The organism is Enterococcus sp. DIV0756, from assembly GCF_051710745.1.
In the GTDB taxonomy this organism is placed as follows: Bacteria; Bacillota; Bacilli; order Lactobacillales; family Enterococcaceae; genus Enterococcus_A.
This window is the reverse complement of sequence record NZ_JBIOLF010000001.1, coordinates 1,683,394-1,709,780: the sequence shown is the minus strand read 5'-3', so window position 1 is coordinate 1,709,780 and position 26,387 is coordinate 1,683,394. Positions and strand designations below refer to the sequence as shown.

Annotated in this window: 26 protein-coding genes; 4 read left to right on the top strand and 22 right to left on the bottom strand. The window is 40.1% G+C overall.

All coding sequences use genetic code 11. The annotated features are described in order from the left end of the window. Position 1 precedes the first annotated feature (1 nt). The 13 genes from IGI44_RS08335 to IGI44_RS08275 form a co-directional block, all read right to left on the bottom strand. Positions 2-928 (bottom strand): aspartate carbamoyltransferase catalytic subunit, encoded by a 927-nt coding sequence (locus IGI44_RS08335; RefSeq protein ID WP_316404016.1) that lies wholly within the window; start codon positions 926-928, stop codon positions 2-4. A 33-nt stretch (positions 929-961) separates the two neighbouring features. Beyond that, the gene (locus IGI44_RS08330; RefSeq protein WP_216407350.1) at positions 962-2,233 is read right to left on the bottom strand and encodes a solute carrier family 23 protein; all 1,272 of its coding nucleotides are present in this window, start codon (positions 2,231-2,233) and stop codon (positions 962-964) included. Between the two features lie 37 nt (positions 2,234-2,270). Next, positions 2,271-2,807 (bottom strand): bifunctional pyr operon transcriptional regulator/uracil phosphoribosyltransferase PyrR, encoded by a 537-nt coding sequence (gene pyrR / locus IGI44_RS08325; protein WP_316404019.1) that lies wholly within the window; start codon positions 2,805-2,807, stop codon positions 2,271-2,273. Positions 2,808-3,178: 371 nt separating this feature from the next. After that, positions 3,179-4,087 (bottom strand): RluA family pseudouridine synthase, encoded by a 909-nt coding sequence (locus IGI44_RS08320; RefSeq protein WP_438787311.1) that lies wholly within the window; start codon positions 4,085-4,087, stop codon positions 3,179-3,181. Then, the gene (lspA, locus tag IGI44_RS08315; protein ID WP_438787310.1) at positions 4,080-4,541 is read right to left on the bottom strand and encodes a signal peptidase II; all 462 of its coding nucleotides are present in this window, start codon (positions 4,539-4,541) and stop codon (positions 4,080-4,082) included. Before lspA ends, IGI44_RS08320 begins: the two co-directional genes overlap by 8 nt. A 2-nt stretch (positions 4,542-4,543) precedes the next feature. Continuing rightward, the gene (locus tag IGI44_RS08310) at positions 4,544-5,245 is read right to left on the bottom strand and encodes a CBS domain-containing protein (RefSeq protein WP_438787309.1); all 702 of its coding nucleotides are present in this window, start codon (positions 5,243-5,245) and stop codon (positions 4,544-4,546) included. Positions 5,246-5,694: 449 nt separating this feature from the next. Further along, positions 5,695-6,207: a DUF2922 family protein gene (locus tag IGI44_RS08305; protein WP_438787308.1), complete on the bottom strand. Its 513-nt coding sequence runs from the start codon at positions 6,205-6,207 to the stop codon at positions 5,695-5,697. 30 nt (positions 6,208-6,237) lie between these two features. After that, complete coding sequence (locus IGI44_RS08300; RefSeq protein WP_438787307.1) at positions 6,238-6,621, bottom strand: hypothetical protein; 384 nt, start codon at positions 6,619-6,621, stop codon at positions 6,238-6,240. Positions 6,622-6,998: 377 nt separating this feature from the next. Continuing rightward, positions 6,999-8,141, bottom strand: coding sequence for an acetylornithine transaminase (locus IGI44_RS08295; protein ID WP_438787306.1), 1,143 nt, complete (start codon positions 8,139-8,141; stop codon positions 6,999-7,001). Further along, positions 8,138-8,887 (bottom strand): acetylglutamate kinase, encoded by a 750-nt coding sequence (gene argB, locus IGI44_RS08290; protein WP_438787305.1) that lies wholly within the window; start codon positions 8,885-8,887, stop codon positions 8,138-8,140. The genes IGI44_RS08295 and argB overlap by 4 nt, the downstream gene beginning before the upstream one ends. Before the next feature lie 20 nt (positions 8,888-8,907). Beyond that, positions 8,908-10,104: a bifunctional ornithine acetyltransferase/N-acetylglutamate synthase gene (gene argJ / locus IGI44_RS08285; protein ID WP_438787304.1), complete on the bottom strand. Its 1,197-nt coding sequence runs from the start codon at positions 10,102-10,104 to the stop codon at positions 8,908-8,910. A gap of 22 nt (positions 10,105-10,126) precedes the next feature. Continuing rightward, complete coding sequence (argC, locus tag IGI44_RS08280) at positions 10,127-11,158, bottom strand: N-acetyl-gamma-glutamyl-phosphate reductase (protein WP_438787303.1); 1,032 nt, start codon at positions 11,156-11,158, stop codon at positions 10,127-10,129. 296 nt (positions 11,159-11,454) lie between these two features. Beyond that, positions 11,455-13,128 carry a formate--tetrahydrofolate ligase gene (locus tag IGI44_RS08275; RefSeq protein ID WP_438787302.1) on the bottom strand — a complete coding sequence of 558 codons (1,674 nt, stop codon included), beginning with the start codon at positions 13,126-13,128 and terminating at the stop codon, positions 11,455-11,457. 174 nt (positions 13,129-13,302) lie between these two features. Here IGI44_RS08275 and IGI44_RS08270 point away from each other — a divergent pair, with 174 nt between their 5' ends. Next, the gene (locus IGI44_RS08270; RefSeq protein WP_438787301.1) at positions 13,303-13,503 is read left to right on the top strand and encodes a cold shock domain-containing protein; all 201 of its coding nucleotides are present in this window, start codon (positions 13,303-13,305) and stop codon (positions 13,501-13,503) included. A gap of 9 nt (positions 13,504-13,512) precedes the next feature. On the opposite strand, the gene IGI44_RS08265 is transcribed toward IGI44_RS08270, so the two are convergent. Then, entirely contained in the window at positions 13,513-13,947 is a 435-nt protein-coding gene (locus IGI44_RS08265) for an EbsA family protein (protein ID WP_438787300.1), read from the bottom strand. A gap of 33 nt (positions 13,948-13,980) precedes the next feature. Here IGI44_RS08265 and IGI44_RS08260 point away from each other — a divergent pair, with 33 nt between their 5' ends. Then, entirely contained in the window at positions 13,981-14,367 is a 387-nt protein-coding gene (locus tag IGI44_RS08260; protein ID WP_438787299.1) for a ribonuclease HI family protein, read from the top strand. Here IGI44_RS08260 and cls read toward each other — a convergent pair. The 3 genes from cls to IGI44_RS08245 all read right to left on the bottom strand — a co-directional run bounded on the left by cls (position 14,362) and on the right by IGI44_RS08245 (position 19,918). After that, positions 14,362-15,822: a cardiolipin synthase gene (gene cls, locus IGI44_RS08255; protein ID WP_438787298.1), complete on the bottom strand. Its 1,461-nt coding sequence runs from the start codon at positions 15,820-15,822 to the stop codon at positions 14,362-14,364. The genes IGI44_RS08260 and cls overlap by 6 nt on opposite strands. Before the next feature lie 142 nt (positions 15,823-15,964). Continuing rightward, positions 15,965-18,598, bottom strand: coding sequence for an alanine--tRNA ligase (gene alaS, locus IGI44_RS08250; protein ID WP_438787297.1), 2,634 nt, complete (start codon positions 18,596-18,598; stop codon positions 15,965-15,967). A gap of 267 nt (positions 18,599-18,865) precedes the next feature. Beyond that, positions 18,866-19,918, bottom strand: coding sequence for a DUF7278 family profilin-like fold-containing protein (locus IGI44_RS08245; RefSeq protein ID WP_438787296.1), 1,053 nt, complete (start codon positions 19,916-19,918; stop codon positions 18,866-18,868). 70 nt (positions 19,919-19,988) lie between these two features. On the opposite strand from IGI44_RS08245, the gene IGI44_RS08240 reads away from it, so the two are divergent. Continuing rightward, positions 19,989-20,426 carry a GNAT family N-acetyltransferase gene (locus IGI44_RS08240; RefSeq protein ID WP_438787295.1) on the top strand — a complete coding sequence of 146 codons (438 nt, stop codon included), beginning with the start codon at positions 19,989-19,991 and terminating at the stop codon, positions 20,424-20,426. Positions 20,427-20,464: 38 nt separating this feature from the next. Here the strand turns inward: IGI44_RS08240 and IGI44_RS08235 are convergent, their stop codons facing one another. Together IGI44_RS08235 and IGI44_RS08230 are read right to left on the bottom strand one after the other, a co-directional pair. Further along, on the bottom strand, positions 20,465-21,814 hold the full coding sequence (locus tag IGI44_RS08235) for a DEAD/DEAH box helicase (RefSeq protein WP_438787294.1): 1,350 nt from the start codon (positions 21,812-21,814) through the stop codon (positions 20,465-20,467). A gap of 1 nt (position 21,815) precedes the next feature. Continuing rightward, on the bottom strand, positions 21,816-22,964 hold the full coding sequence (locus tag IGI44_RS08230) for a VanZ family protein (protein WP_438787293.1): 1,149 nt from the start codon (positions 22,962-22,964) through the stop codon (positions 21,816-21,818). Between the two features lie 414 nt (positions 22,965-23,378). Here IGI44_RS08230 and IGI44_RS08225 point away from each other — a divergent pair, with 414 nt between their 5' ends. Further along, complete coding sequence (locus IGI44_RS08225; protein WP_438787292.1) at positions 23,379-23,693, top strand: hypothetical protein; 315 nt, start codon at positions 23,379-23,381, stop codon at positions 23,691-23,693. A gap of 12 nt (positions 23,694-23,705) precedes the next feature. On the opposite strand, the gene IGI44_RS08220 is transcribed toward IGI44_RS08225, so the two are convergent. From IGI44_RS08220 to IGI44_RS08210, 3 genes are all read right to left on the bottom strand, one after another. Beyond that, positions 23,706-24,053, bottom strand: a complete 348-nt coding sequence (locus IGI44_RS08220; protein WP_438787291.1) for a hypothetical protein — start codon at positions 24,051-24,053, stop codon at positions 23,706-23,708. Between the two features lie 111 nt (positions 24,054-24,164). Further along, positions 24,165-24,812 carry an HD domain-containing protein gene (locus IGI44_RS08215; protein WP_438787290.1) on the bottom strand — a complete coding sequence of 216 codons (648 nt, stop codon included), beginning with the start codon at positions 24,810-24,812 and terminating at the stop codon, positions 24,165-24,167. Beyond that, positions 24,799-25,962: a THUMP domain-containing class I SAM-dependent RNA methyltransferase gene (locus IGI44_RS08210; protein ID WP_438787289.1), complete on the bottom strand. Its 1,164-nt coding sequence runs from the start codon at positions 25,960-25,962 to the stop codon at positions 24,799-24,801. Before IGI44_RS08210 ends, IGI44_RS08215 begins: the two co-directional genes overlap by 14 nt. Between the last annotated feature and the right edge of the window lie 425 nt (positions 25,963-26,387).

Sequence of the window (26,387 nt, the reverse complement as noted above, 5' to 3'; positions counted from 1 at the left end):
TTTACGCTTTTCCATTAAGTACTGCTTCTAAAATAGCCATCCGAATATAGACACCATTGGTCATTTGCGGAACGATTCGTGATTGTAAGCTTTCAACTAAACTGTCCGCAATTTCGACATCGCGATTCACAGGTGCCGGATGCATGATGATCGCTTTTTCTTTCAATTGTTTCCCGCGTTCAATCGTTAACCCATATTTTTGATGGTACTCTTCCTTCGAAAAGCTTTCCTGTCCATCATGCCGTTCGTGCTGCACTCTTAAGAGCATCATGACATCCACCTCAGGTACAAGCTCATCTAATGGACGATAGGTCCCATAGACATCAAAGCTTTCGTCGTACCATTCTTCCGGTCCGGAAAAGAACACTTCTGCACCTAGGCGTTTTAACATTTGCATATTAGATTTTGCGACACGCGAATGGGTAATATCTCCTGCAATCGCGACTTTTAATCCAGCAAAGCGGCCAAACTCTTGATAAATCGTCATTAGGTCAAGCAAACATTGCGTTGGATGCTGCCCGCTGCCGTCCCCGCCGTTGACGATGGAGCATTGAATCGTTTTGCTTTGAATTAATTCATCGTAGTAATTTTCATCCCCGTGACGAATCACCGCGACATCAACACCTAGTGCCGACATTGTTAACACAGTATCGTACAATGTCTCGCCCTTTTGAACCGAGCTAGTTTTGGCGTCAAAATCAATCACATCAAGTCCGAGTTTTTTCTCAGCGACTTCAAAACTTTTATGGGTCCGGGTACTGTTTTCAAAGAAAAGATTAGAGACAAAATATTGGTCCTTGTGGGGTGTCCAGCGCGCACCTTGTTTGAACTGCTGCGCTCGGCGAATCAGTCCCATTACCTCTTGATCGGTTAGAGCTTCGACGGTCAATAAATGTTTCAGACTGATCTCTTCAGACTGGATGATCATGAAATTTCCTCCTTTAATTCCTAGATAAAGTGATTATTTCTCGCTACGTGCCTGTTCCGGCAAGATTAAGTTCAAGATAATTCCTAAAACTGTGGCTAATGCCATGGCAGATAAGGTGAAGGTACCCGCTTCAAAGACCAAACCGCCAATACCGATGACAAGGATGGTTGAAGCGATCAATAGATTCTTTTTCTTATCAAAGTCAATTTTGTTTTCAATTAAGATTTTCAATCCGCTGGCTGCGATGACTCCGAACAAAATGAAGCTGATGCCTGAGATCACCGGCCCCGGGATACTTAAGATCAAAGCACTGAGTTTGCCGACAAATCCTAGTAAGACTGCGAAGACTGCTGCACCGCCGATAACGAATACGCTGTGTACGCGAGTGATTGCAAGGACACCGATGTTTTCGCCATAACTGGTTACTGGCGGTCCGCCAACTAAACCTGCGACGATTTGTGCTAATCCATCGCCCATCAAGGTACGATCCAAACCAGGATCTTCGAAGAAGTTACGTTTTGTTAGCTTGTTCAAGACCATCAAGTGACCAATATGCTCAGTCATAGTGACAAAAGCGATAGGCGCCATCGTGGTAATCGCATTGACGTACAGCTTTGGCTGATAAGTGGCAAATGGTACGCTGAAAGCGGGCATTGCCAACCATTTTGCGTCGATGATCGGTTGATAATCGATGATGCCGAAGATCATTGCCGTTACATAGCCGCCAACAATTCCTAACAGGATTGGGATCAAGCCTAAAAATCCGGTGAAGAACATGTTGAAGAAAATCGTTAAGGCCAAAGTAATCAAAGCGACTAACACATATTTGAAGCTGTATTCGCCATTGTTATACATCGCATTTTGTGCGGCGTTGCTGGCTAAGCCTAAGCCGATAACCATGACAACTGGTCCAACGACGATTGGCGGTAGGATTTTATCCAACCAGCCAGAGCCGATTTTTTTTATAATGAAGGAAACGATCAGGTAAACCAAGCCGCAGGTCAAAGCACCTTGGGCGACTGCCGGATAGCCGTCACTCTTCATCAATAATTTCATCGCTGCAATAAAAGCGAAGCTGCTACCTAAGTAGGCAGGGATTTTGCCTTTGGTTACAGTCAGGTAAACCAATGTTCCTAGACCTGAACTTACCAGTGCGATACTTGGATTGATTCCGACTAAGATCGGTACCAAAACCGTTGCACCAAACATGGTGAATAAATGTTGAATACTTAAGCCGACCCAGTGTCCTGCACTTGGGCGATCGTGAATATCTAAAACAACGTCATCATTATGAAACTCTTGCATGAAACTTCCTCTTTCTAGTATCTAAACAGTTGTCTAATTAGTCTTCTTTTTGAATTAAGATGCGATCTTGTCCGTCATTTTCTTCCATTTCAACGACGATTTCTTCCGTTAACGCTGTTGGAATATTTTTTCCAACGTAATCCGCGCGGATCGGTAATTCACGATGGCCGCGGTCAACTAAAACGGCTAATGAGATACGGTTTGGACGTCCTAAGTCAATGACAGCATCTAGCGCTGCGCGAATCGTTCTGCCGGTGAACAATACATCGTCAACCAAGATTACTTCCTTGCCCTCGATTGAGAAAGGAATGTCTGAAGAATGCAATTCTGGTTCAGCTTCCGCTACATCCACATCATCTCGATACAACGTGATATCTAGTTCTCCAACTGGCACATCGATGTGCTCCAACTGTTTAAGGCGTTCAGCAATTCTTTGTGCGATAAAGATTCCGCGGGTTTTAATCCCGATCAAGACAATATCCTGAACTCCTTTATTTCGTTCGATGATCTCATAAGTGATTCGAGTCAATGCCCGTTTCATTGTTACCTCATCTACAACTTCTTTTTTATGCATCCTGTTTCCTCCTTATTTGTTTTAATGAATTAATTTTTCAGAGAAAAATTAGTTCGATTCAAATGCCGTATATCATTCAACTAGAGTGTTCACTCGGATGATTGGCTCAGCTTTTGGAACTAGTTTCTCTTCTTAAAGTAAACTGCGAAAAGTTGAACTGACATCCTTAAATTTTCCAATAAAAAAACTCCTACCCGTAGTTAGGTAGGAGGAATGTTATCGACTTCGTCAAAACGATAGTGTTCACCTAGGCGCACCTAGTCCAAATCACTATCTACTTCCTTCTTAGCCTCACGGGACTACTCTTAAAGGATTACTATTTAGTTATTTATTTCTTACTACAGACACTATACTATTCCTTATTTAAGAAATCAATCTTTTTCTTTTAACTGCTTCAAAGTTTTTTTGAAAATTTCTGGCAGCGGTGCTTCAAAGACCATCATCTCGCCAGTTGTCGGATGTTCAAAGCCTAATAATTTCGCATGTAAAAATTGCCCATTGCCCTTCAAGGTTTTCTTTGGTCCGTATAAAGGATCGCCGGCAACCGGGTAGCCGATATACTGCATGTGGACTCTGATCTGGTGCGTCCGGCCCGTTTCTAACTGTAACTCAATCAGCGTGAAGCCTTCAAAGCGTTTCAAAACTTCGAAATGTGTCACAGCCGGTTTGCCGTCTTCGATCACAGCCTGCATTTTACGATTGACCTTCGAACGACCGATCGGAGCCTCGATGCGACCCTTTTCATGAGGAATCTCGCCATGAACCAGCGCTACATATTTTCTTAGCGACGTCTTGTCCTTAAGCTGTTTCGCTAACGCTTCATGGGCGCGATCATTTTTCGCGACCATCAATAAACCAGAGGTATCCTTATCAATCCGATGAACGATTCCTGGACGAACCACATCATTAATCGTTGAAAGATTTTTGATTTGATACAACAATCCATTCACTAACGTACCATTCGGGTGACCAGCAGAAGGATGGACCACCATGCCCTGCGGTTTGTTCACAATCACCACATCCTCATCTTCGTAAACGATCTCCAAATCAAGATTTTCCGGCACCAGATCCAATTCCTCTGGTTCAGGAATCTCGATCAGAACTTTATCGCCTGCGTTCACCTTGTAATTCGCTTTGACAACTTTACCATCAATCGAAACATGCTGCTCCTTGATCCACTGTTGAATCTGTGAACGGGAAAAATCAGCCAACCGGTCATTTAAGACCTTGTCGATCCGACCAGTTTCTTCTTTAATAATTACTTCAATTTGATTATCCATTTTTCTTGTCTCTCTCATCTAATAGAATATAAATAAAAATCATGATGACACCAACGACTAAAGCCATGTCAGCGATATTAAAAATCGGAAAGTTGATAAAATCCAAGCGGAACATATCCACGACATAACCTAAGCGGAAACGATCAATAAAATTACCGATCGCACCAGCCAAAAAGAAGCTTAAGCCTAGAGTCAACCACTTACTCTCATGTAAATGTTTGACTAAATAGTAAAGCACCGCAACGACAGCTACAATGGTAATAATAATAAAGAAAATCTGCTGGCCTTCAAATAAACTGAACGCACCGCCGGTATTGCGGATATGTGTTAAGGACAAAACATTTGGAATGATCGATTGACTATCACCAAAATTATACTGATTGACGATCCACCATTTGAACCATTGATCCAGCGCAATGATTCCTGCGCTTAATAATAAATAAATGACTAACAAGCTTATTGCTCCCCTTCTTGACTATAAATATCCCGTGGACGAATGATGCCTAACAGATTGCCATCCGAATTTCCATCTTTGGTAATCAAAATCGCTTCTAAAATGGCTTCTGTTTGAAACATTTTTTCTACCTCAGACACTTTCGTATCAGCAGAAACAAATTTAAAATTCGCCCGTTTGCCATTTGCCAGTAATAAATCCTCAGCCACCCGTCCCTTAAGACTGACCGAACCAGACAAACTGGCCTGCGCAAAATAAAATCCGATGGTTCTCAAAGTGATCAAGCCCATGAATTTCCCAGAGTCATATACCGGGAACTGCGAAAACCGTTTCTCCGTGATAATTTTCATGATTTCTACCAATGGCAGACTTCGCTCAAATCCAGTGACCTTTTTGCCAAACCGCGGCAACACCTTTTCCGGACGCAGCAAGCTCTCTTCGATTTGTTTAATTCGTTTGACGGCCCACTCATTTGGCTCAGCAATAACAAAATCATCCGCTACCTGATCATGCACAATCGCATTGCGTAATTGTGCTAATTGCAATAAATCATTCTCGCTTCCGCCAATGATATTGTCGCGTCGTTTTGACAGACGACGAACCGCTTCGCTAAAACTCATATTCGCGGGATTGCCCAATTGGCGTTTTAGTTCTTTTTCAATCCGATTAAAGGTACTTAAAAAAATATCTGCCCGTTCTCCCATTCGGCTGCTCCTTATTCCTTACTAGTGAAATCATTTTTTAAATCCAACGAACTAGATTTTCTAAACAATTTAAAAAAAACTATTTTCGATTCTAATTCAGATAAAATCCGATAGCTCCAGTATAAGTGAAAAAAAGCGTGATGGAAAGTCTCAGGTATGAGGAAAAATAAGAAGACAACATTCAGAGGAGTGTTTGAGGATTCAAGGTAAAGGGAAATTACTTGGCTCGTTGACTATTACGCAACGAGTTAAATAAACTAGAAAAAAATCAGCCTCGCCAAATAACCCGCTAGTTCAGCAGGTTTAAAAAATCATAATTAAGTTTAACCACAACAACAACTAGGCCTAATTTTGTTAGTTGTTCGCCTTATACCAACGTTGGATTTCTGATAAAGCAAACAGAAATGATGCTATAGGTGCTGATTGTTTCTTTGTTTAAAAAGGATCGATTAGCTGTTCATTCTCTCAATCAGCACAAATCGATTGTCTTCAATCCAAACATCTGCCAGCTCAGCATCGACGTGCATACAAGTGACCAAAATAGAAGTCGTTTGTTGATCATTCAATTTTTGAAGATCAATTCCCGCTGGTAACCCAATTTTTTGGATCAAAACACCTGGCTCCGGTCTTTCTTCCGTGATGATCAGATCTTCTGGGATTCGAATCGGATTTTCTTCAGCTAAGGCTTTGGGTTGTTTCTCCTGTAGGGTCTTCTCATCGTTTTGTTTATCAAAAATCTCTGACTCAGTGGTTTCGACAAATTTCGCCTCAACCGCCTTTTTAAAAAAGCCAACGCCCTCTTGATCAAACAGATCAACAATCGCCAGTTTTCCTAAGGAAGACTTGATTTTTTCTGCTGATACATCCCGATCAACATTTTGGATACTAAAACGATGGTATTTTCCGTTGCTTTTTTCATATTTAACTTGTAGTCTGATTCTCGTCTTACTTATACTCTCCATCCCCTTCTGCTTATTCTGGATAAATCAGCTTCATGAACCGACTAATCCTTCCAAAGGTATTTTAACGAAGTGTTCATATAGCTTTGGAAGCTTTTCACCAATGAAATGTTTAATGGTAAACAATCTACGTGACAAAACTTTCCATTCTTTCTTATCAAAGTATGCTTCGAAGAAAACAGCTAAACGGCGTAATAAACGCGTATTTTTCGTTTTCATAAAGATATGCTTAACGATATCAACTGTCATAAAAGAAAAATCATCGCTGGTTAATTCTTCTCGCACTTGCAGTACAAGTAAAAACTCCAACGTATCCTTGACATCACCAGTCTCAAAATAATACTCGCTGATGCGCTTTTCTAATGTCTTACGCTTCAGTGAAAAAAGCTGATTCTTATCTAATAAATGCTTCTTCATAATCCTCCTCCTCTCTTTTCATAATTTGATCTATATTCAAGTATCTGCTGCTCTTCTTTACTTACTGTGCACCGCAAGGGTCAAAAGAGAAGCCGCTCACTATTATTTTCTTAGTTGAGAATGATTCGTAATTATCTCACGCTTAAAAGATAGCCCTTTTTTCAAACGTTTACATCCCTAAAAGTTTATTCCCTTTTAAACATAATGATTATCATTGTTAAATACTTTGATATATCAACTCTCAATCACTTTTTAAATAACAATAAAAAAGTTGAATATCTGTTAAAAAGGCTGTTTTCTCTACCTAAACACGCTAAAAATCCTCAACATCGGTTAAAATGAAGAGGATTTTTTATACATATTGAATTAAAATTGACCTATTTTAGTAATACAGAGCTGATAATTTCAACACCTTTTGCTAATTCATCATGACTGATGGTCAACGGTGGCAGCAAGCGAAGTACGTTTTTTCCAGCCTTGATGGCTAAGAGTTTTTGCGCCTTTAACTCTTGGATTGCCTGCTGTAGCGTCTCTGGTGAATCCAACTCTACACCTACCATCAGACCTTTTCCCCGAACCTCGAGGACTTTATTAGATTTCTTGCTCAATTTGGTGAGTTCATCCATCAAATACTGACCTTTAGCCGCAACTTCTGCTAAAAATTCCGGCTGATTGATCTCGCCTACCACGGTGTCCGCCACACTCATCGCCAGATTGTTTCCGCCAAAGGTTGTTCCGTGAGAACCTGGGCCAAAAGCTTCGGCTAATTCGATTTTTCCTAACATCGCACCCACCGGGATGCCATTAGCTAAAGCTTTGGCGATCGTAATGATATCTGGTTCGATCTGATAATCCTCAAACGCGTAGAAGGTTCCTGTTCTTCCCATACCGGTTTGAATTTCATCAATAATCAATAAACTGCCGTTTTCATTGCATAATTTTGCGACTGCTTGAAGCCACTCTTTTTCTGCAGGGACAATCCCGCCTTCTCCTTGAATAACCTCTAACATAACTGCGGCTACATCATCAGTCAACTTCTCTTTTAAAGGAGCTAGTTCATTATAAGGAAGATAGTCAAACCCTTCGACGATTGGGAAAAAACCTTCTTGCAGCGCCGGCTGTCCCGTTGCACTCAAAGCCCCGTAGGTTCGTCCGTGGAATGATTGCTCAAAACTAAGAATTTTCGAACGCCCAGTGGCCTTTCTCGCTAATTTAATCGCCGCTTCATTGGCCTCGGTTCCACTATTACAAAAGAAAGCTAAATAATCCTTTCCCATAGTCAATTTTTCAGCTACCTGCTCTTGCAGATGATTGGAATACAAATTTGAGCTGTGCCAGATTTTATCCGCTTGCTCAGTCAAGGCCTGCATCACCTTAGGATGGTTATGACCTAAATTACTGACAGCAATGCCGCTCATAAAATCCAAATAGCTGTTTCCATCTTGATCATAAACATAGCTTCCTGAACCATTCATTAGATCAATCGTATCCCTTGCATAATTTGGAAACAAATGACTCATGCAAAGACCCCCTCCTTTACGATCACAGTACCTGCACATTCGATACAATTGGTAATGTGAACTTCTGAAACGCCGTTTTCTAACGCATCAACGGCACTATTTAATTTAGGGATCATGCCCCCAGTAATTACTTTTTCGGCTTTCAGCTGATCGACTTCATGGATCGAAATCTTTTCAAGCCATTTGTCCTCTTGCTTCACTCCTGGTACATCTGTTAATAAATACAGCGCATCTGCTTCAAGGGCTTCAGCGATTTTACACGCAGTATCATCTGCATTGATATTAAGCCATTGACCATTTGCGGTCATGCCCAGAGGCGCGATAATCGGAATGTAATTCTTATACAAAACCCCTTCAATCGCCGCTGGATTGATCTCGGTGATTTCGCCGACATATCCTAATTTTTCTTGATCAATAAAAGTCCCTTGAATCATATTATCGCTGGAGGCATTAAGACCGATCGTACCAAAGCCTTGTTGTTGAAATAAAGTCGTAATGGTCGGTTGAACCTGACCAATCAGTACCATTTGCGTCACTTTTAACGCCTGTTCAGTTGTCACTCGTAAACCATCCTTGATCATAACCGGAATGCTTAAACGCTCCATCATTTCCGTAATATAATAACCCCCACCATGAACAACGATGATTTCATGACCGTCAGCTTGCCAGGTCTCAATTTGCTCAAAAAAATTATTTGTTAAATTATCACTGGCCACACCGCCAATTTTTACGACTATCTTACCCATTTTTTTCGCTCCCTATACTCTTATGTGTGATACAAAGCATTTACTTCGACATATTTGTAGGTCAAATCACAGCCCCAAGCTTGTCCGCTTTGATCACCGATATTTAGATCAACGGTAATATTGATTTTTTCTTTTTCTAACGTTTGTTTCATCAACGCTTCGTCAAATTCCTGCGGTTGACTATTCTTTAATAATTGCTGGTCACCAATCCACATATCGATTTTTTCTGGATTCGTATGTGACCCCGCATAACCAACTGCGCAAATGATTCGTCCCCAGTTGGGATCTTCGCCAAACATCGCTGTTTTTACTAAACTAGAACCAACGACTTTCTTCGCAACTAATCGTGCTTCGCTGCCGTTAAGTGCGCCGACAACCTGTGCTTCGATCAATTTCGTCGCGCCCTCGCCATCCTTAGCGATTTTTTTAGCTAATGTTTCACTGACTAGTTGAAACATCGCAACAAATTTCTCATAAGCTTCGGAATTCTTTTCAATCACTGGATTTTCGGCTAAGCCATTGGCTAAAACTAGCACCATATCGTTCGTGGATGTATCCCCATCAACAGTGATTTGATTGAAGGTGGTTTCTGTTTTATCTGCTAAGATTTCCTGCAGCAACTCTTCTGAAATTTGAGCATCGGTGGTAATGAATGCCAGCATCGTCGCCATATTGGGATGGATCATTCCTGATCCTTTGGCAACCCCAGCCATAGTTACCTGCTGTCCGTTGAATTCCTCGGTAATGACGATTTCTTTCGTCGCTGTGTCAGTCGTCAGGATGGCCTCGTGAAAGCCATATGGCTGTTCTTGTTTCTGCAAATCAATGCTGCTAATTCCTGCTTCGATGACTTCCATCGGCAACTGTTTCCCAATCACTCCAGTAGAAGCAACCGCGACATTTTCTTGTGGGATCGCTAACTGAGCTGCTGTTAAGGCTTGCATCTCTTTCGCATTTTCTAACCCAAGTTTTCCGGTACAAGCATTGGCCACGCCAGAATTAACTACCACCGCTTGAATTTTGGCATCCTTCATTGCTTCTTTGGTCACAAAGATTGGTGCTGCTTTGACTTGATTTGTTGTGTAAACGGCCGCAGCGTTAGCAGGAACCTCTGAATAAATCACGCCTAAGTCTTTCTTCTCTTTTTTTAACCCTGCATGTAAGCCAGTTGCATAAAAGCCTTTAGGACTGGCGATTGTTCCATCTATAATTTGCATATTCTTCACGCTCCGACATTTTTTATGGATAAATTGGTACGAGATTTAATCCGGTAGTTTCCGGCCAACCTGCTAAATGATTTAGATTATGAACCGCTTGGCCAGCGGCCCCCTTCACTAAGTTATCTAATACTGTAACAACGGTAATAATATTGGTGACTTCATTATAAGCCACACCGATATCACAGAAATTCGAACCGACAATTTGACGTAAATTGGGATAAACATCTTGATCCTGAACACGAACAAAAGGTTTTTCCTGATAGAAAGTTTGGAATAGCTCCAAAACCTTTTCCTGTGTCAACTTTTCCTTGCTACGCGCATAGGTCGTGATAAAAATGCCGCGAGTTACTGGAATTAATGATGTTGAAAACTGAATGGCTGGAATGTCTTTATTCCATTTCTTTAACTGCTGCATAATTTCTGGGATATGTTGATGACTATTCATTTTGTACAGGGTCATATTTTCATTGCTGTTGACAAAATGACTAGATTCCGACAAATTCTTTCCAGCTCCAGAAAGTCCAGATTTTGCATCCACTATGATTGAATCTTTTTCAATGACTTTTTGTTGAACCAACGGTGCCAGTGATAACAACGTTCCAGTGGCATAGCAACCGGGATTGGCAATTAATTTTGATGAAGGTTCTGTATAAAAATCTGCTAAACCATAATGAGCGTTTTGCAAAATTTCAAAAGGAGCACTTGAATTTTTATACCATTTCTCATATTGCCCATCTGTTTTTAATCGAAAATCGCCCGAAAGGTCAATGACGGGAAAGTCAGCCTTCACAAATGTTGTTGCTATCTCTTTTGAAATACCTGATGGAGTAGCAAAGAAAACTAAATCTGACTGCTCCATGATTTTCTTAGAGTCAATTGGTTCCAAAGGAAGGTCCAACAATCGATTTAAGTGCGGCAAATACTCATCAATATCTTTGCCGTTCTGTGAATGACTATGAATGGAAGTTATTTCTACCTTAGGATGCTGCAACAATAGTCGCACCAGTTCAACACCACTATAACCAGTCACTCCAATAATCGAAACTTTCATATTAACCCCTCCTTTTGCTACTAATGTATGAGCTTTCTTACACATGCCACGCTAGGAATCTACGAAAGCAGAATGCAATCATGGCCCCTGTGAAAAGTATCTACTATCCTTGGAATTGAATAATAATACGATTAGAAAACTACTATTTGTGAAGATTATACGTGTACTGTTTATACAAGTCAATGGTTTTTTATAAATTATTTTGCATATTTTCGATAAATTATGCAAAATCAGCTTTTGAATATGCAAAAAGGCGTATACACCTGTTTTTACAAGTGTATACGCCTTTTCTCATTTTAGAATAATCCGATAGCATTGCCTTTTTCATCGACATCCATATTTAAAGCTGCGGGCTTTTTAGGCAGTCCAGGCATTGTCATAACATCGCCTGTTAACGCGACTACAAATCCAGCACCGATTTTTGGTACAAATTCGCGAATCGTTACATCAAAATCAATGGGTGCACCTAACTTGCTTGGATCATCGGATAAGGAATATTGCGTCTTCGCCATGCAAACAGGCAGACGATCCCAGCCGTATTTTTTAAAGCTGGCCAGTTGTTGTTTTGCTTTCTTACTATAGATAACTTCATTTCCTCCGTAGATTTCACGGACGATTGTCTCAACTTTTTCAGTTAAATCATCGTGCTCTCTGCTGAAGATTGAATGGAACTGGTTTTCTTCAGTCGCAATTGTCTCAACAACTGTATTTGCTAAATCAATCCCGCCATCTGGTCCTTTTTCCCAAACACTGGCTAATTCAACCTTGACACCTTCCTGCTCACAAAGCTCTTTTAACAGTGCGATTTCTTTATCGGTATCACTAATGAATTCGTTGATAGCGACAACCACCGGTAAGCCATACTTACGCATATTACGAATATGTTTCGCTAAATTGCTAAAGCCTTCTTTCAATGCGTCAAGATTTTCCATGCTTAAATCCGACTTAGCTACGCCGCCATGCATCTTCAATGCCCGGATCGTCGCTACAATTACCACTGCATCCGGTGCTTTGCCCAAGCTTGGTACTTTGATGTCTAAGAATTTTTCACCGCCAAGATCTGCCCCAAAACCAGCTTCAGTCACCACATAGTCCCCGCAATGCAGAGCAGCTCTTGTAGCTAAAATACTGTTACAGCCATGGGCAATATTGGCAAACGGTCCGCCATGGACAAAGGCCGGTGTTTGATAAATGGTTTGAACTAAATTCGGTTTGATAGCGTCTTTAAGAACTAACGCAAGAGCCCCTTCGATTTTCAAATCACCTACTGTTACTGGTTCACGCTCAAACGTATAAGCGACCACGATATTGGCTAAGCGATTTTTCAAATCTTCAATATCTGTCGCAAGACATAAAATTGCCATGATTTCACTAGCAACCGTAATATCAAAGCCATCCTCCCGAGGAACCCCGTTGATTGGTCCGCCTAAACCAACCGTAATATGGCGCAGTTCACGGTCGTTTAAATCCACCACCCGTTTCCAAATCACACGTCTGGCATCGATGTTCAATTGATTCCCTTGGTGAATGTGATTATCAAGCAAGGCTGATAAAGCATTGTTCGCCGTTGTGATCGCGTGCATATCACCGGTAAAATGAAGATTGATATCCTCCATCGGTAATACTTGCGCATAACCACCGCCTGTTGCACCGCCTTTAATGCCCATCACAGGGCCTAAAGAAGGCTCGCGTAAAGCAATGACTGTTTTCTTGCCTATTTTATTTAAAGCATCTCCTAATCCAATCGTTACCGTTGATTTTCCTTCTCCTGCTGGCGTTGGATTGATCGAAGTGACAAGAATCAGTTTTCCTTCTGGCTGTTCTTTCATCCGGTCTAACGCATCAAACTCAATCTTTGCCTTATATTTGCCATGTAACTCCAGATCATCAAAAGATAAGTTGATTTTTTCTGCGACCTCCGTGATTGGTGCTAAAGTCGTCGCTTGAGATATTTCGATATCAGTTTTCATAAAAACTCCCTTTCCCGAACGTTACTCAGAGAAATACACTTTTTTATTCGTTCCTTTTTATTATAACGAATTTTTTCAAGAAAAACACCACTTAGAATCACCAAACTCATTGATTCGCAATTTTTGTTTCCATCACGTATAATAAAACCAGCAATTGCAAAGGGGTGTTGCGTAATGAATAGTGGCATTGTTAAATGGTTTGATGAAAAAAAAGGGTATGGTTTTATTACCTACGAAGAAAATCAAGAAGTTTTTGTTCATTTCACCGCGATTGAAAACGAGGGGTTCAAAACACTGGATCCTGGTGACGAAGTTGAATTTGTAATTGTGGAAGGTGCTCGCGGGATGCAGGCAGCTCATGTAAAAAAGAAATAAACGAAAAGATCAGTCGTGACTGATCTTTTCGTTTTCTTCTCTGATTTCAATTTCAGGATAGAAGCTCATGAAATCTTTTATAAAGGCAGCTTTTCTTTTTTTTCGCATGGCGAAATGAAAGGAAGCGCCACTGAGTCCTTTTCGCTGGATGATTACCCCGTCTTTACAGGGGGTTAAATAATCGATATGCTCCCGTAAAAGCGTCTCGCGGCGCCATAATCTAGCAAAGCGAACCCTGATACCAGACTCATCAATCGTTAAATAACGATGAAGACCAACAATCGCAAATAGAATTGCTATGCCGATAACAATATTTCCTTGTAAATATGGATGGGTCTTCTCCAAAGTCAAAATTAATCCGTAAAAAAGAACAATAAAGGTCAACGACCAATAAATGATGCTGATTGACAGCTCTGGTTGCCAAAAATAGCGTTTTTTCTTCATTCATCTACTCCTACTCTAAAAAGGATGGTCATTATGTTAAAAGTTTATACAGATGCTGCTACGAATACCGAAAAAAGCGGTGGAGGTATCTTAATTATTTCTGAAAAGCAAACACAGCTCGCATTCTCGATGACTGAGACCAACAATCACCAAGCTGAATTTGCTGTCATTCTCCGTGCATTACACTATTTAATTGATCAAGGACTGAATGATCAAACGATTTTACTTCATTCAGATAGTAAAACTGCAATAAAAATTTTAGACCAAGGTCAGACAAAAAACAAGCTCTTCCAGCCATATTTATCAGAGTTTAATGAATTAGCTCCGCAATTTCCTCTACTCGTCCTTCAATGGATTCCGGAGAGCAAAAATAAAGGGGCGGACAATCTTGCCCGCCAAGGTTTGCGAAAAAAACTATAAAACAGGTGATAATAGGCGCGAAAAGCGTTGCTTGAAATTTAACCAATGTGATTGGTTCGCAATCATTTCATCAGTCAATAGGATGCAATCCTTCATATCATCTTCAAAAATCTTTCTAAACAGCTGAGCAATCTCTGGATCATAAATAAAACTGCTGACCTCAAAGTTCAATTCATAGCTGCGGATATCTTGATTCGTAGAACCAAAAGTGGCAAGTTCATCATCAACCACGATGGTTTTAGAATGAATGAAGCCATCTGCGAAGTGATAGATTTTTACTCCTCGTTGATGGAGATAGTTGGCGTAGTATTGCGTCGCGCGATAAATAAATGGATGGTCTGGCATATTCGGGATCATAATTCGTACATCAATCCCTGAACGCACTGCGATTAAAATGGCTGAGATCATCGTCTCGTCGGGAACAAGGTATGGACTTTGAATCCAAACACTTTTTTCAGCAGCTAAAATCAACCGTACGAAACCATCTTTAATAATTTGTTCGCTGGAATCAGGACCATCTGCAACAATTTGCATAGGAACCCCTTTTTCGATCTGCTTTTGCGGCAAAACAAAATATTCTGGCAAATAACTCATCCGATTAGTCTTATCTTTGACAGAAGCATTCCAATCACGAATAAAGATTTCCTGCAGGGTAAAACTTGCAGTTCCTTCTATTCTCCCGTGAGTATCACGCCATCTTCCAAATCGTTTCGATTCTCCAAGGTACTGATCCCCTACATTAAAACCACCTGTCCAGCTAATTTGTCCATCGATAACCACAATTTTCCGATGTAAATGGTAATTTAAGCGAGTCTTAGCCAAAATATTTCTTGAAGTAATAAAAGGTGCGACTTTTCCGCCATTTTTAATCAAGGTCTCAAAAAACTTTTTATTCGTCTTTGGTGACCCCCATGGATCATAGATCATCCGAACTTCCACACCCTGAGCAGCTTTATCCTCTAAAATCCGCATAAAGCGATTACCGATACGGTCGTTGAAGAACGCATAGTATTCAACATGAATCGTACTTTGTGCTTCCCGCAAATCCTTGAACAGGCGTTCAAATTTCTCCGTTCCATCTAAGAAAAAATCCAATTCATTTCGGATCGCCAACGGTGATTCGTCTAAATTTTTGAAATATTTTACTAGTGCCGTTGCAGCAGGATACAATTGATCCGGCTCATTATAATCTACATGACGATTATCGTGTTGGATAATTTCGTTGATTTCCTTAACACGGTCTTCATCCTCTTGTTCAAACAGATACATCGTTTCCCCATCGATGCCTCGTCCACAAAAAGCGTAAATCAAAAATCCAATCACAGGTAAAAAAATTAGGGTCAATAACCAGGCCCAGATTGTCGTAATATTTCTTGGCTTACGAAACACAGTAATGATTGCCCCTACCAAGTTGACAATAAAAATCAATAAAATAATTTGCTCAATAATTCCCAAATGGTCCCCTCTTTTCAGAAAATATTTCTCTCATTTGAATTATACCCAAATCGCCTTATTAATAAAAGAAAGTCGCTGGGGAATCTTCATTTTCTCATTAAAAAGACAGCACCACAAGGATGCTGTCTTCAAACTCATAAAACTAAGCCAACCAATTTGCTACTTCTGCTAATGCATCCGTTAGACCAGCTGGATTTTTCCCACCGGCTTGAGCCATATCTGGACGGCCGCCACCGCCACCGCCAACTTTTGGTGCAATTGCTTTGATTAAATCGCCAGCTTTTAATCCTTTTTCATTGGCTGCTGGACTCATTGCTGCCAACAGATTTACTTTTTCACCTTGAACGGTTCCTAAAACTAAAACATCTGACAAGGCTTTTTGTTTCCATTGATCCGCCAGTTGACGCAATTGATTCATATCTTTCACATTGACTTGCGCGGTAATCACAGTTGTACCGTTGATTTCCTTAACATCTTTGAAAACATCGCCAGCTTGTTGATTGGCTAGTTTGGTAGCCAACTGCTCATTTTCTTTTTGCAGTTCGCGAAGTTGTTGCTGTAGTTGTTCAGTTTTGCTAACAACCTCTTTGATTTGTGGTGATTTCACAATTTGTGCGACTTGCAACAGCTGTTCCTCTTCTTCACGGAAGGCTTCATAGGCTTCTTTACCTGTTAATGCCTCAATCCGGCGAACACCAGCACCAATCCCCGATTCAGATACGATCTTGAACAAGCCGATATCTTCCGTATTAATGACATGTGTTCCCCCACAAAGTTCGATCGACCAATCGCCGATGTTGACAACACGCACATCATGGCCGTATTTCTCACCAAATAATGCCATTGCACCCATATTTTTCGCCGTATCGATATCGGTTTCGATCGTTACCACTGGAATAGCTTCCCAAATTTTTTGGTTGACGATTTTTTCCATTTCTTTTAGTTCGACTGCTGTCACCTGACCGAAATGGGTAAAGTCAAAACGTAAATGCTTGTCTGTTACTAATGAACCGGCTTGGTTCGCGTGATCGCCTAACACTTCCTTCAAGGCTTTATGCAGGACGTGAGTCGCTGTATGGTTTTTGATGATCTTATTGCGGTATGCAGCATTGACCTGCAAGAAGTATTTTTCGCCTTCTTTTAATGACGCAAGGACTTCAACGGTGTGTAGTGCTTGACCATTTGGTGCCTTTTGCACATCGGTCACGTTAGCGATGATTTGGCCCTCGCTATCGACGATGATCCCAATATCCGCGATTTGTCCACCCATCTCAGCATAGAACGGTGTTTCCGCAAAGATCAAGCGTGCTTCGCCTTCACCGACCATGTCAACGATCGCATCATCCTTTAGGATCACCAGCAATTCGCTTTCACTTTCCAAATGATCATAGCCGACAAATTTGCTTGCTACCTTGATATCGCCTAATAAAGCGGTTTGAACACCCATTGATTTTTCTGTTGTACGAGCAGCCCGAGCACGTTCTTTTTGTGCCTGCATTTCCACATCAAAGCCTTCATGATCGACTTTTAAGCCTTCATCTTCTGCGACTTCTTCTGTTAATTCTACAGGGAAACCAAACGTATCGTACAATTTGAAAATAACTTTCCCGTCTAACGTTGTTTCGTTTTTCGCTTTTAATTCAGCTAACACATCGTTCAGCATTGATAAGCCGTCATTGATGGTTTCATGGAACCGTTCTTCTTCTGTCCGAACGACTTTTTGAATAAAGGCCTCTTGTTGTTTTACTTCTGGATAGTAGCTGACCATGATCTCGCCCACCACTGGAACGAGCTTGTACAAGAAAGCTTGATCGATGCCTAATTTTTTGCCGTGCATGACCGCACGACGCAACAAACGACGTAAGACATATCCACGTCCCTCATTTGACGGTAACGCACCATCGCCGATCGCAAACGCTAATGAACGAATATGGTCCGCAATGACCTTGAATGACACATCCATTTGCTTATCCACGCCATATTTCTTGCCGCTCAATTCTTCAACCTTGCCAATAATTGGTAAAAATAAATCTGTTTCAAAGTTAGTTGGTGCATCCTGAATGATCGAAACCATCCGTTCAAGCCCCATCCCCGTATCAATATTTTGATGTGGCAATGGTTCATAGGTGCCCTGTGGAGTGTGGTTAAATTCTGAAAAGACCAGATTCCAGATTTCTAGATAGCGTTCGTTTTCGCCGCCAGGATAATTTTCTGGATCGTCTTCAGCTAAATCGTTAAAGGCTTCGCCGCGGTCATAGAAAATTTCTGAGTCGGGACCGCTTGGGCCAGCACCAAGATCCCAGAAGTTGTCTTCAATTTCAACCACATGGTCTGCTGGAATACCGACTTCTTCTAACCAGATGCGTTTTGCTTCTTTATCTTCAGGATAAACCGTTACATACAATTTATCTGGATCAAAGCCGATCCAATCAGGTGAAGTTAAGAATTCCCAAGCCCATTCAATGGCTTCCACTTTGAAATAATCACCGATCGAGAAATTTCCTAGCATTTCAAACATCGTATGGTGACGCGCAGTTTTACCAACATTTTCAATGTCGTTTGTCCGGATAGATTTTTGTGCATTGGCAATCCGTGGGTTTTCTGGTACGACGCTACCATCAAAGTATTTTTTCATGGTCGCCACACCTGAGTTGATCCATAACAACGTTGGATCATTTACTGGAACTAAAGATGCACTGGGTTCGATCATGTGCTCTTTGGTCTTAAAGAAGTCTAAAAACATTTGGCGCACTTGCGCGCTTGATAATTTTTTCATCTGTTCTCCTCTTTTCTCAAAAAAATAAAAACTACCACTGCAGTCAAGGACGAAAACTCGCGGTACCACCTTGATTGCAATGATAGTTTGATCATTACCTCTTCAGCTCGTTAACGCTGAGCAGCGTTGATTTTTCAATCAAAAGTTGCTGGGAGCAATTTATCATACGCCACGTGCAGCTTTCAGCAATCGTGCACTTTCTGTGGAAGCGAAATTAATAAACCATATCCTTTTTAGAGTATAGAAAAAAGTCCGTCAAAAGTCAAACTAGATCTTGATTAAAATCGCCTTACGATACAAATAGTCGCTTGGTGAAAGAATCTCCTCATGCAGCATGGTCGTCGTATTGCTGTAGTAACTAGATAATGGTAGAAAATCAACGATCGGAATCCCCACATTGTTTTTCTTATTGGTCAGTTTCAATACGCCGGGATCTTCCGTAATTTCAAAGCGTTCCATCGAGGTATCGAAAAATAGCCCGAACATATTCTCCTGCTCCATCATTTTTCGGACATTCTTCCCACGATAAGGGTCTGTGACATTTAAATCATTCCCCCAGCGGAATAACCGTCGACTGCCTGCCCCATTGACATATTCCCATTGATCCTCTGTCAATAAGTCAAAATTCTTTTTCCGAATTTTTTTTCGTAAACTTGTATACGTAAGACGTTCATGACTAAACACATGATAACTATCAGAATTTGGGACCATTTCAATGTACCAGCGATCTTCTTTCAAAACGTTTTTTGGAAATGACCAAGTCATGCTCTCTTCCGGGGTCAGGGTTGGTGACAAAATCTCTTTGATTTCTTGCTCATAGGTTGAAAATTGATCCGCTTCTCCGGAGAAACTTCCAGTCACAGAATCATAAATCCCTAAATAACTTGTTCCAGCCGGCAAAGCATACCGTTGCACGAACATAGGTGGAATCTGAACCTTACGCAGGCTGGTTGTTTTATCATTAATCAATTCCCCTAGCGAATCTACATCGAAGAAATTGTATTGTCCTCTTAATTCTTGCGGAATAATAATTTCTTGCTTATTTGGTGCCGTTTCTAATAACGACAATCCTTTTGTTCCTAGGTTCCAACCGAGAATCGCATCCTTATTCCCAGGGATAAAGACAAACTCCTCTTCATCAATCAGTAATTGGAACGTTTGACATTTAATGCCGTATAGTTCAAAATCTTTTAATTCAATATCTGAAATCTTCATTAATGGATTGACAAAATGAAGCAAAAGCTGGCTTAACATGGTGCGTTTCTCCTTTGGATTCAATCGTTTCCAATAGGACCAGTCTAATTGATCTAACAAGTTCATAAATCTTTCTGCCTCCTCCAACACTCATATGCTAGAATTATACCATTATCATATAGAAATGAGGAAAAAGATGATGGATTATTTTGGCGCTTTGCCAGAACTACAAGCCGCGGCCTTTTATTTACGTTATCAAGTTTTTGTCTTAGAACAAAATATCTCAGCTGAGTTGGAATTTGATTCATTAGATACGCCGGATCGCCAATATCTTGTTTTCTTTGAGGAACAGTTTCCAGTTGCGACGGTACGTTATCAAAAGCTGGATCAATTAACATTGAATCCAGATCGCTTATGTGTCCATCCTAATTATCGTCATCAAGGATTGGGAATGAAGCTTCTAAAACAAATCGAATTACGAGCGCTACAAGAAGGCTGCCAGTTCTCCATTCTTTCGGCTGAAGTTAGTGCTCAGTCTTTTTACGAAAAAGCTGGCTATCGTGTGGTTTCCGATATCTTTGAAGAAGACGGCATTCCCTGTGTCAAAATGCAAAAAGAACTTGTATCGGATTAATAGATACAAGTTCTTTTAATGTTTACTTCTCTAAAATTTTAGGAGTTTGAACGTTTCTTATTCTTCCGTGCACCACGTTCTTCTTGACGGCGCGCAACACGACGCTTTTGTTTATTTGATTCTGAAATCGCACGATCAATCTTTTTCTTGTAGCCTGGTTTGATTTTTTTCTTTGACTTCTTAACCAAACCAATCAACGTTGGATCTAGCTCATCTTTTGATTTTTCCCGTTTCTTTCGACGGTTACGATCATAAGTATCAACAATCTCTCCATTTTTGATTTCTTTTGGCTGGAAGGTCACACCAATATTTTCAATCAAGCTGATATCATTTTCATCACTCGGTCCATATAAGGTAATGGCCGTACCAGACAAACCATTCCGGCCGGTTCTGCCGACTCGATGGATAAAGAAATCTAAGTCCTGCGGTACCTCTGCATTAATCACATGAGAAACCCCTTCAATATCGATTCCTCGTGCGGCTAAATCTGTCGCCACCACATATTGATAATCAAGGTTTTGAACCTGACGCATGACACGTTTCCGTTCTCGTGGTGAAATATCTCCGTGGATCTTAGCGACTTTCAATCCTTGTGCTTTTAGGTAAGCACTAATTTCATCCACATGCTGTTTCGTATTAGCAAACACGATGGCTAAATACGGATGGCCAATCGTCAATAGTTGATAAATCAAACGATTTTTATCTTGTCCCTTCGTGGAAATCAACCAATTTTCGATCGTATCAGAAATTACCGCTTTCGTCTTAATTTCTTCAATTACTGGATTTTCCATATATTTTAATAGGAACGGACGTAATTTTTCTGGAATCGTCGCTGAGAAAACCAACATTTGTAAATGCTTTGGTAAACGTCCAGCGATTTGATCGACTTCGGTCAAAAAGCCCATATCCAAAGTCATGTCCGCTTCATCGACAACAAAATATTCTGCGGTATGAACTTTTAACGCTTGCTCATTCATCATATCCAAGATACGACCGGGTGTCCCGATAACCACATGAGGTTGGTGCGTCGTCAATTTAGCAATTTGTCGCTGTTTATCAGTTCCGCCGACAAAATTGGTTACACGAATTTCCGAAGGTGAAAACTGTGCAATTTGGATGGCAGCTTGGTATATTTGTGTTGCTAATTCGCGGCTTGGTGCTGTGATGACGATTTGAACCTCATCCTTTGCAGCATCGATCTTGTCCATTAATGGCAATAAAAATGTATGGGTTTTACCTGATCCTGTTTGGGATTGTCCAACAACGTTTTTCCCCTTTTTAATTAGTGGAATTAATTTTTCTTGAACCGCAGTTGGTTCTGTAAACCCCTTATCCTTGATAGCCTCAAGAATAAACGGCTGGAAATTAAATGATTCAAAAGTTCTCATCTTATACCTCTTTCTTTAGCGTACTGATCGTATAGGTGTGACTCGCTTTATCATGGAATAGGCGGGTTTTTCTTCTTATGAGAGCATACAATAAGTTGAATAGAAATAAAAGTAAAATTCCTAAACTCATAAAACCAAATGTGACGTAGGCGATAAAAATTGAATGATTATTAAGGGGAAAATTGGTCATTGTAAAGACAAAAATCTGCATTAATCCATTAAGCAGTAGATAAAAAGCACTATAGCGTTTCACTAAGCTCCAGAATCGAATATGCTCCCGATTCTCTTCAACAACTTTAATTCGTACAATCTTTTTACCAACTGTTTGTCCGTTCCAAAGGTACATGACAACCATAAAGTAGAGAATAACCTCTAATGTGAAGCTAACAATCGGGTAGTTCAATAAGTCTTCAAGTGCCACTGGCACGAAGTTTGCGAATAGGCTCAATAGACTACTGAAGAAGCCGATCACTACCCAGTCAATTACCATCGCCATAAATCGTCTCAACAATGATACTTTTTGCCCCTTTACTAGTGATTCTGAATCCAACTCGCTTCTCGTCGGCAGGAAGAACGTGAATAAAGGGGCACAGATAAAACCAAAAGTGCCTCCCAACGTATTATGCAATAAATCATTCACATCAAATAACCGATAAGGGCGCGGATAAATGAAGTAGAGTCCGCTCAATTGGGTTAACTCAAAAAATAGTGACAAACAGAAACTCGCCAAAATAGTTTTCCAAATTGAAAGCTTGAAATAATAGCGGCAATAAACGCCAAATGGGAAAAGCAGGAAAATATTAAAGACCGGTTCCAAAAAGACACTTTGTTTGATTGCTGGTAAATAGGTACTTGGATTATTTAGTTGCAGTACCGTTTGATTCATAAAATTGTGCCACGACTGAAATAGATGAAGCTCGTAGCGTGGGCCAGTCATCTTCGCTACCGCACTAATATCTGGCAATGGCAAAATGACTAAATAATACGCACACAATAAATAAAAAACAAAAGAATATAAAATGACGCTTCTAAGCTTGCCTAGTTCGCCATACTTTCGATAATAATAGATCAAGAATGGCGCAGTAATGATCATTGCCAAAAACGGAAAAGTGATTACCGCAACTTTGATTGGAAAAATGTAACTGTTCATGAAAAAACTCCCTCGTTTAATTTTATACAATTTGATTTATTTTTTTGAAAAGAATCTACTTTTTCATACACGATCAATCATTCGCCTAGATAGCGTTAGTCATTTGTCTTTCTGATCGGCTTTCCAAAGGAACACAAAGTGGTTACCTAATATAGTTTAAAATATCTTTTTTTCAAAAGCGAAGAAAATGATTGCGGTTTTTATTCTTATTACCATAGTCCAATGTTCACGAAAGCTTTGTTAATTTTTGATACGAATCCAATCAAACTTCTGAAAGCCAGAAAGTTTCCAGAATCTAATCTCTATTACAATTTCTTATTGCTCATCCTCTCATTATCCAAGCTTTTTCTAAGTTGTGGTAAAATAGATACAAATCAAAATATGTATTCGATATGTTTTAAGGAGGTAAAATAGATGCTTAACCCGCTTTTTGCGTTTGGCGTTCCCGCGGCTTTGATGGTCGCTTATATCATTCTTTTTTTTACTAGAAAAAAGAAAACGAATGACTATCGTCGTTTTGCTCTAACATTGATTGCTGTTTTTTTAACAACTTTCAGTTATCAAGTCTATAACTATAGCCAAACGATTGTCTCGTTGACCTCTGTAGAAAGTTTTCAAAAAAACTTTGGTTACAGTCAAGGTCGCTTGATCGTCCCTTTTCTATTAGGAGCAATTCTCACCGTTATTAATGTGTACTATCTTTTTCGTCAATTCAGAAAAAAAGAATAACAGGTTTTCCTGTTATTCTTCCAAATCAAAAAATTTGATTTCTACATTATTTAATAATTTCAAGGTATTCAAATCTAAGTTAACCCACTCTTTCGAGGCAGGTTGATAATGATTTTCCTCGAAAGAAATCTCAATTTCATTTAAAAGTTGTTCTGGTGTTCCAAAAAAGCTTTGTTTTTTTTCAAGCAAGACACTAATCAGTGTGGGATTTTCTACTAAAAAATAATCCTCTTGATATTTATATAAAATAATTTGATAGGTCTTTTTTGTAAGCCCGCAGCGAATGGCAAATAATCCTTCAGACAAGCCAGGCATTTTTTCTAAAACTTCTTCGGGACTCAGTATTTCACGATGTAGCATTCAGAGTTCCTCCTAACCAACAATATTATAGGAGAAAAAGAAGTTCTCTGGAAATGAAAAGGCTTGTTTAAAGGATATTTTTATTTTAATCTTATTATTTTCGAGTCCTATTTATGATAAATTCCACTCATCATAAAATTTTTTTAAAAACTCTTTCATAAAAATCAGACGTTCTTGTGCTTCCTTTTCGCCTGCTTGCGTATTCATTGTGGCGGGAAGCTTAAACAATTTTTCGTAAAAATGGTTGATCACCGTACTTTTTTCACGATACGCTTGTTTCGTCTTGAATGTTTGAGGTGCAATATTCGGATCATACAGCGGACTTTGCGTGTGTCCTCCATAATAGGCCGTTCGCAAAATACCGATCGCTCCTAATGCGTCAATACGATCAGCATCCTGTACAATTTTGCCGGATAACGTCAGATCCGCTTTTCCCTCCTCCAGTTCTTTAGAAAAAGAAATGTTTTCGATGATTTCAAAAATTTCACAGATTTCTTCGACAGAAAAGTTCTGTTCTTTTAAAAACTTTTGAAGGTTTTCTTTTTCAACTGCTACATTTTCAACTACCTTGTCGTCAATGACATCATGTAAATAACTGGCAGCTTCAATTATTACTGTATCCTTAAGACCTTCTTGTTCTGCCAACTTCTTCGCAATTTTCGCTACCCGATCCACATGGTAAAAATCGTGTCCACTGCGATCATCGCCAAGCTTTTCTTTCGCGTATTGACGAGTCACATTTACTTTATTCTGCTTCATTACGTGGTCTTCTCGGTGGACGTTCGCCCCAATATTGAAATAGATCCGTACGTATCGCGCCGTTGTATAACTTTCTTTTTTTGGTTGCTTTCGCCCCGTAAAACTCTTCAAAGGCTAAATCACTTGTCAGGATGTATTTACTCCACGTCTTTAACGGACGGAAAACATCACCCATTTCGCGATACAATACACGCACTTGCTCTTCTTCCCCTAAACGTTCTCCGTAAGGTGGGTTGGCTACAATCACACCATATTCCTTTTCTGTTTTAAAATCTTTGACCGCTTGCTGTTTAAATTGGATTGAATCACCTAATCCGATTTCTTCTGCGTTGGCTTGAGCAATCTCGATCATCCGACCATTGATGTCAGAACCAGCGATATCTAATTCGATATCATAGTCAGCCGCTTCATCCGCTGCGGTACGAACTTTATCAAAAACAGCTGGGTCAAACCAATCCCACGACTCGCAGGCAAAGTCACGATTGAATCCTGGTGCAATGTTGTGACCAATCAGCGCCGCTTCAATACATAAGGTACCTGATCCACAAACTGGGTCATAAAATGGACGATCTTTTCGCCAATTAGTCAACATAACTAATGCCGCTGCCATATTTTCTTTTAAAGGAGCGCCCCCTTTTTCCAAACGATAACCACGTTTAAATAGGCTTGGGCCTGTTGTATCTAATGTCAAAACGACGTGATCCTTTAACAAAGCAACCTCCAACTGAAATAATGCTCCTGTTTCAGGTAATGGCACACGAGCAGGACGATGATAAACTTCTCTTAAGCGTTCAACAATCGCTTTTTTGGTAATTGATTGACAATCGGGCACACTGTACAATTTCGATTTGATTGACCGCCCAGCCACTGGAAATTCAGCGTCCATTGGTAAATAATCTTCCCATGGAATTGCCTTAACTTTTTCGAATAATTCGTCAAAAGTATATGCATCAAACTCATCAACAATGATTTTTACTCGGTCAGCTGTCCTTAGCCATAAGTTGGCAGTAGCGATCGTTTCCAAATCGCCTTTAAAACGGGCACGCCCATTTTCGACTTGGCAATCAATACCCAAGTCCCGTAACTCTTTACCTACTAGTGCCTCGATACCTGCTGCGGCAGTAGCAATCAGGCTGTATTGTTTTTTCATAATAGCTCCTTTGGTTTTTTCTTTATAGTATTAAGTTCATTTAAGTTGAAGTGTAAAGTAAAGCAAGTCTATAAGAGGTACTTTTTATCCACAAATCATTCTACTAAACAGTATGATCAATGAATTTATTTTGCTAATGTCAGTTCGGTTTTTGACTACTATAAAAGCAGAACTGACAGCTATTTCATTTTAAGGTATTCATTTTTCTAAAGACCAAAAAAATGAGTTCTATTTTCTCTTCGCGTACGACTCCACTAATTGCGCTAAATGTGAAGTGGGATTCGCATCTAGCTCAATTCAATGGATTGCTTTTTTCAAAGACCGAAAAAAGCTTTATTTTCGTACGCATACCATCCAACTAAATCACGCGTATCAATATAAAGTTTTAAGCTTTTTTTATCAATCCGACTTGGAACTCTGCGAAA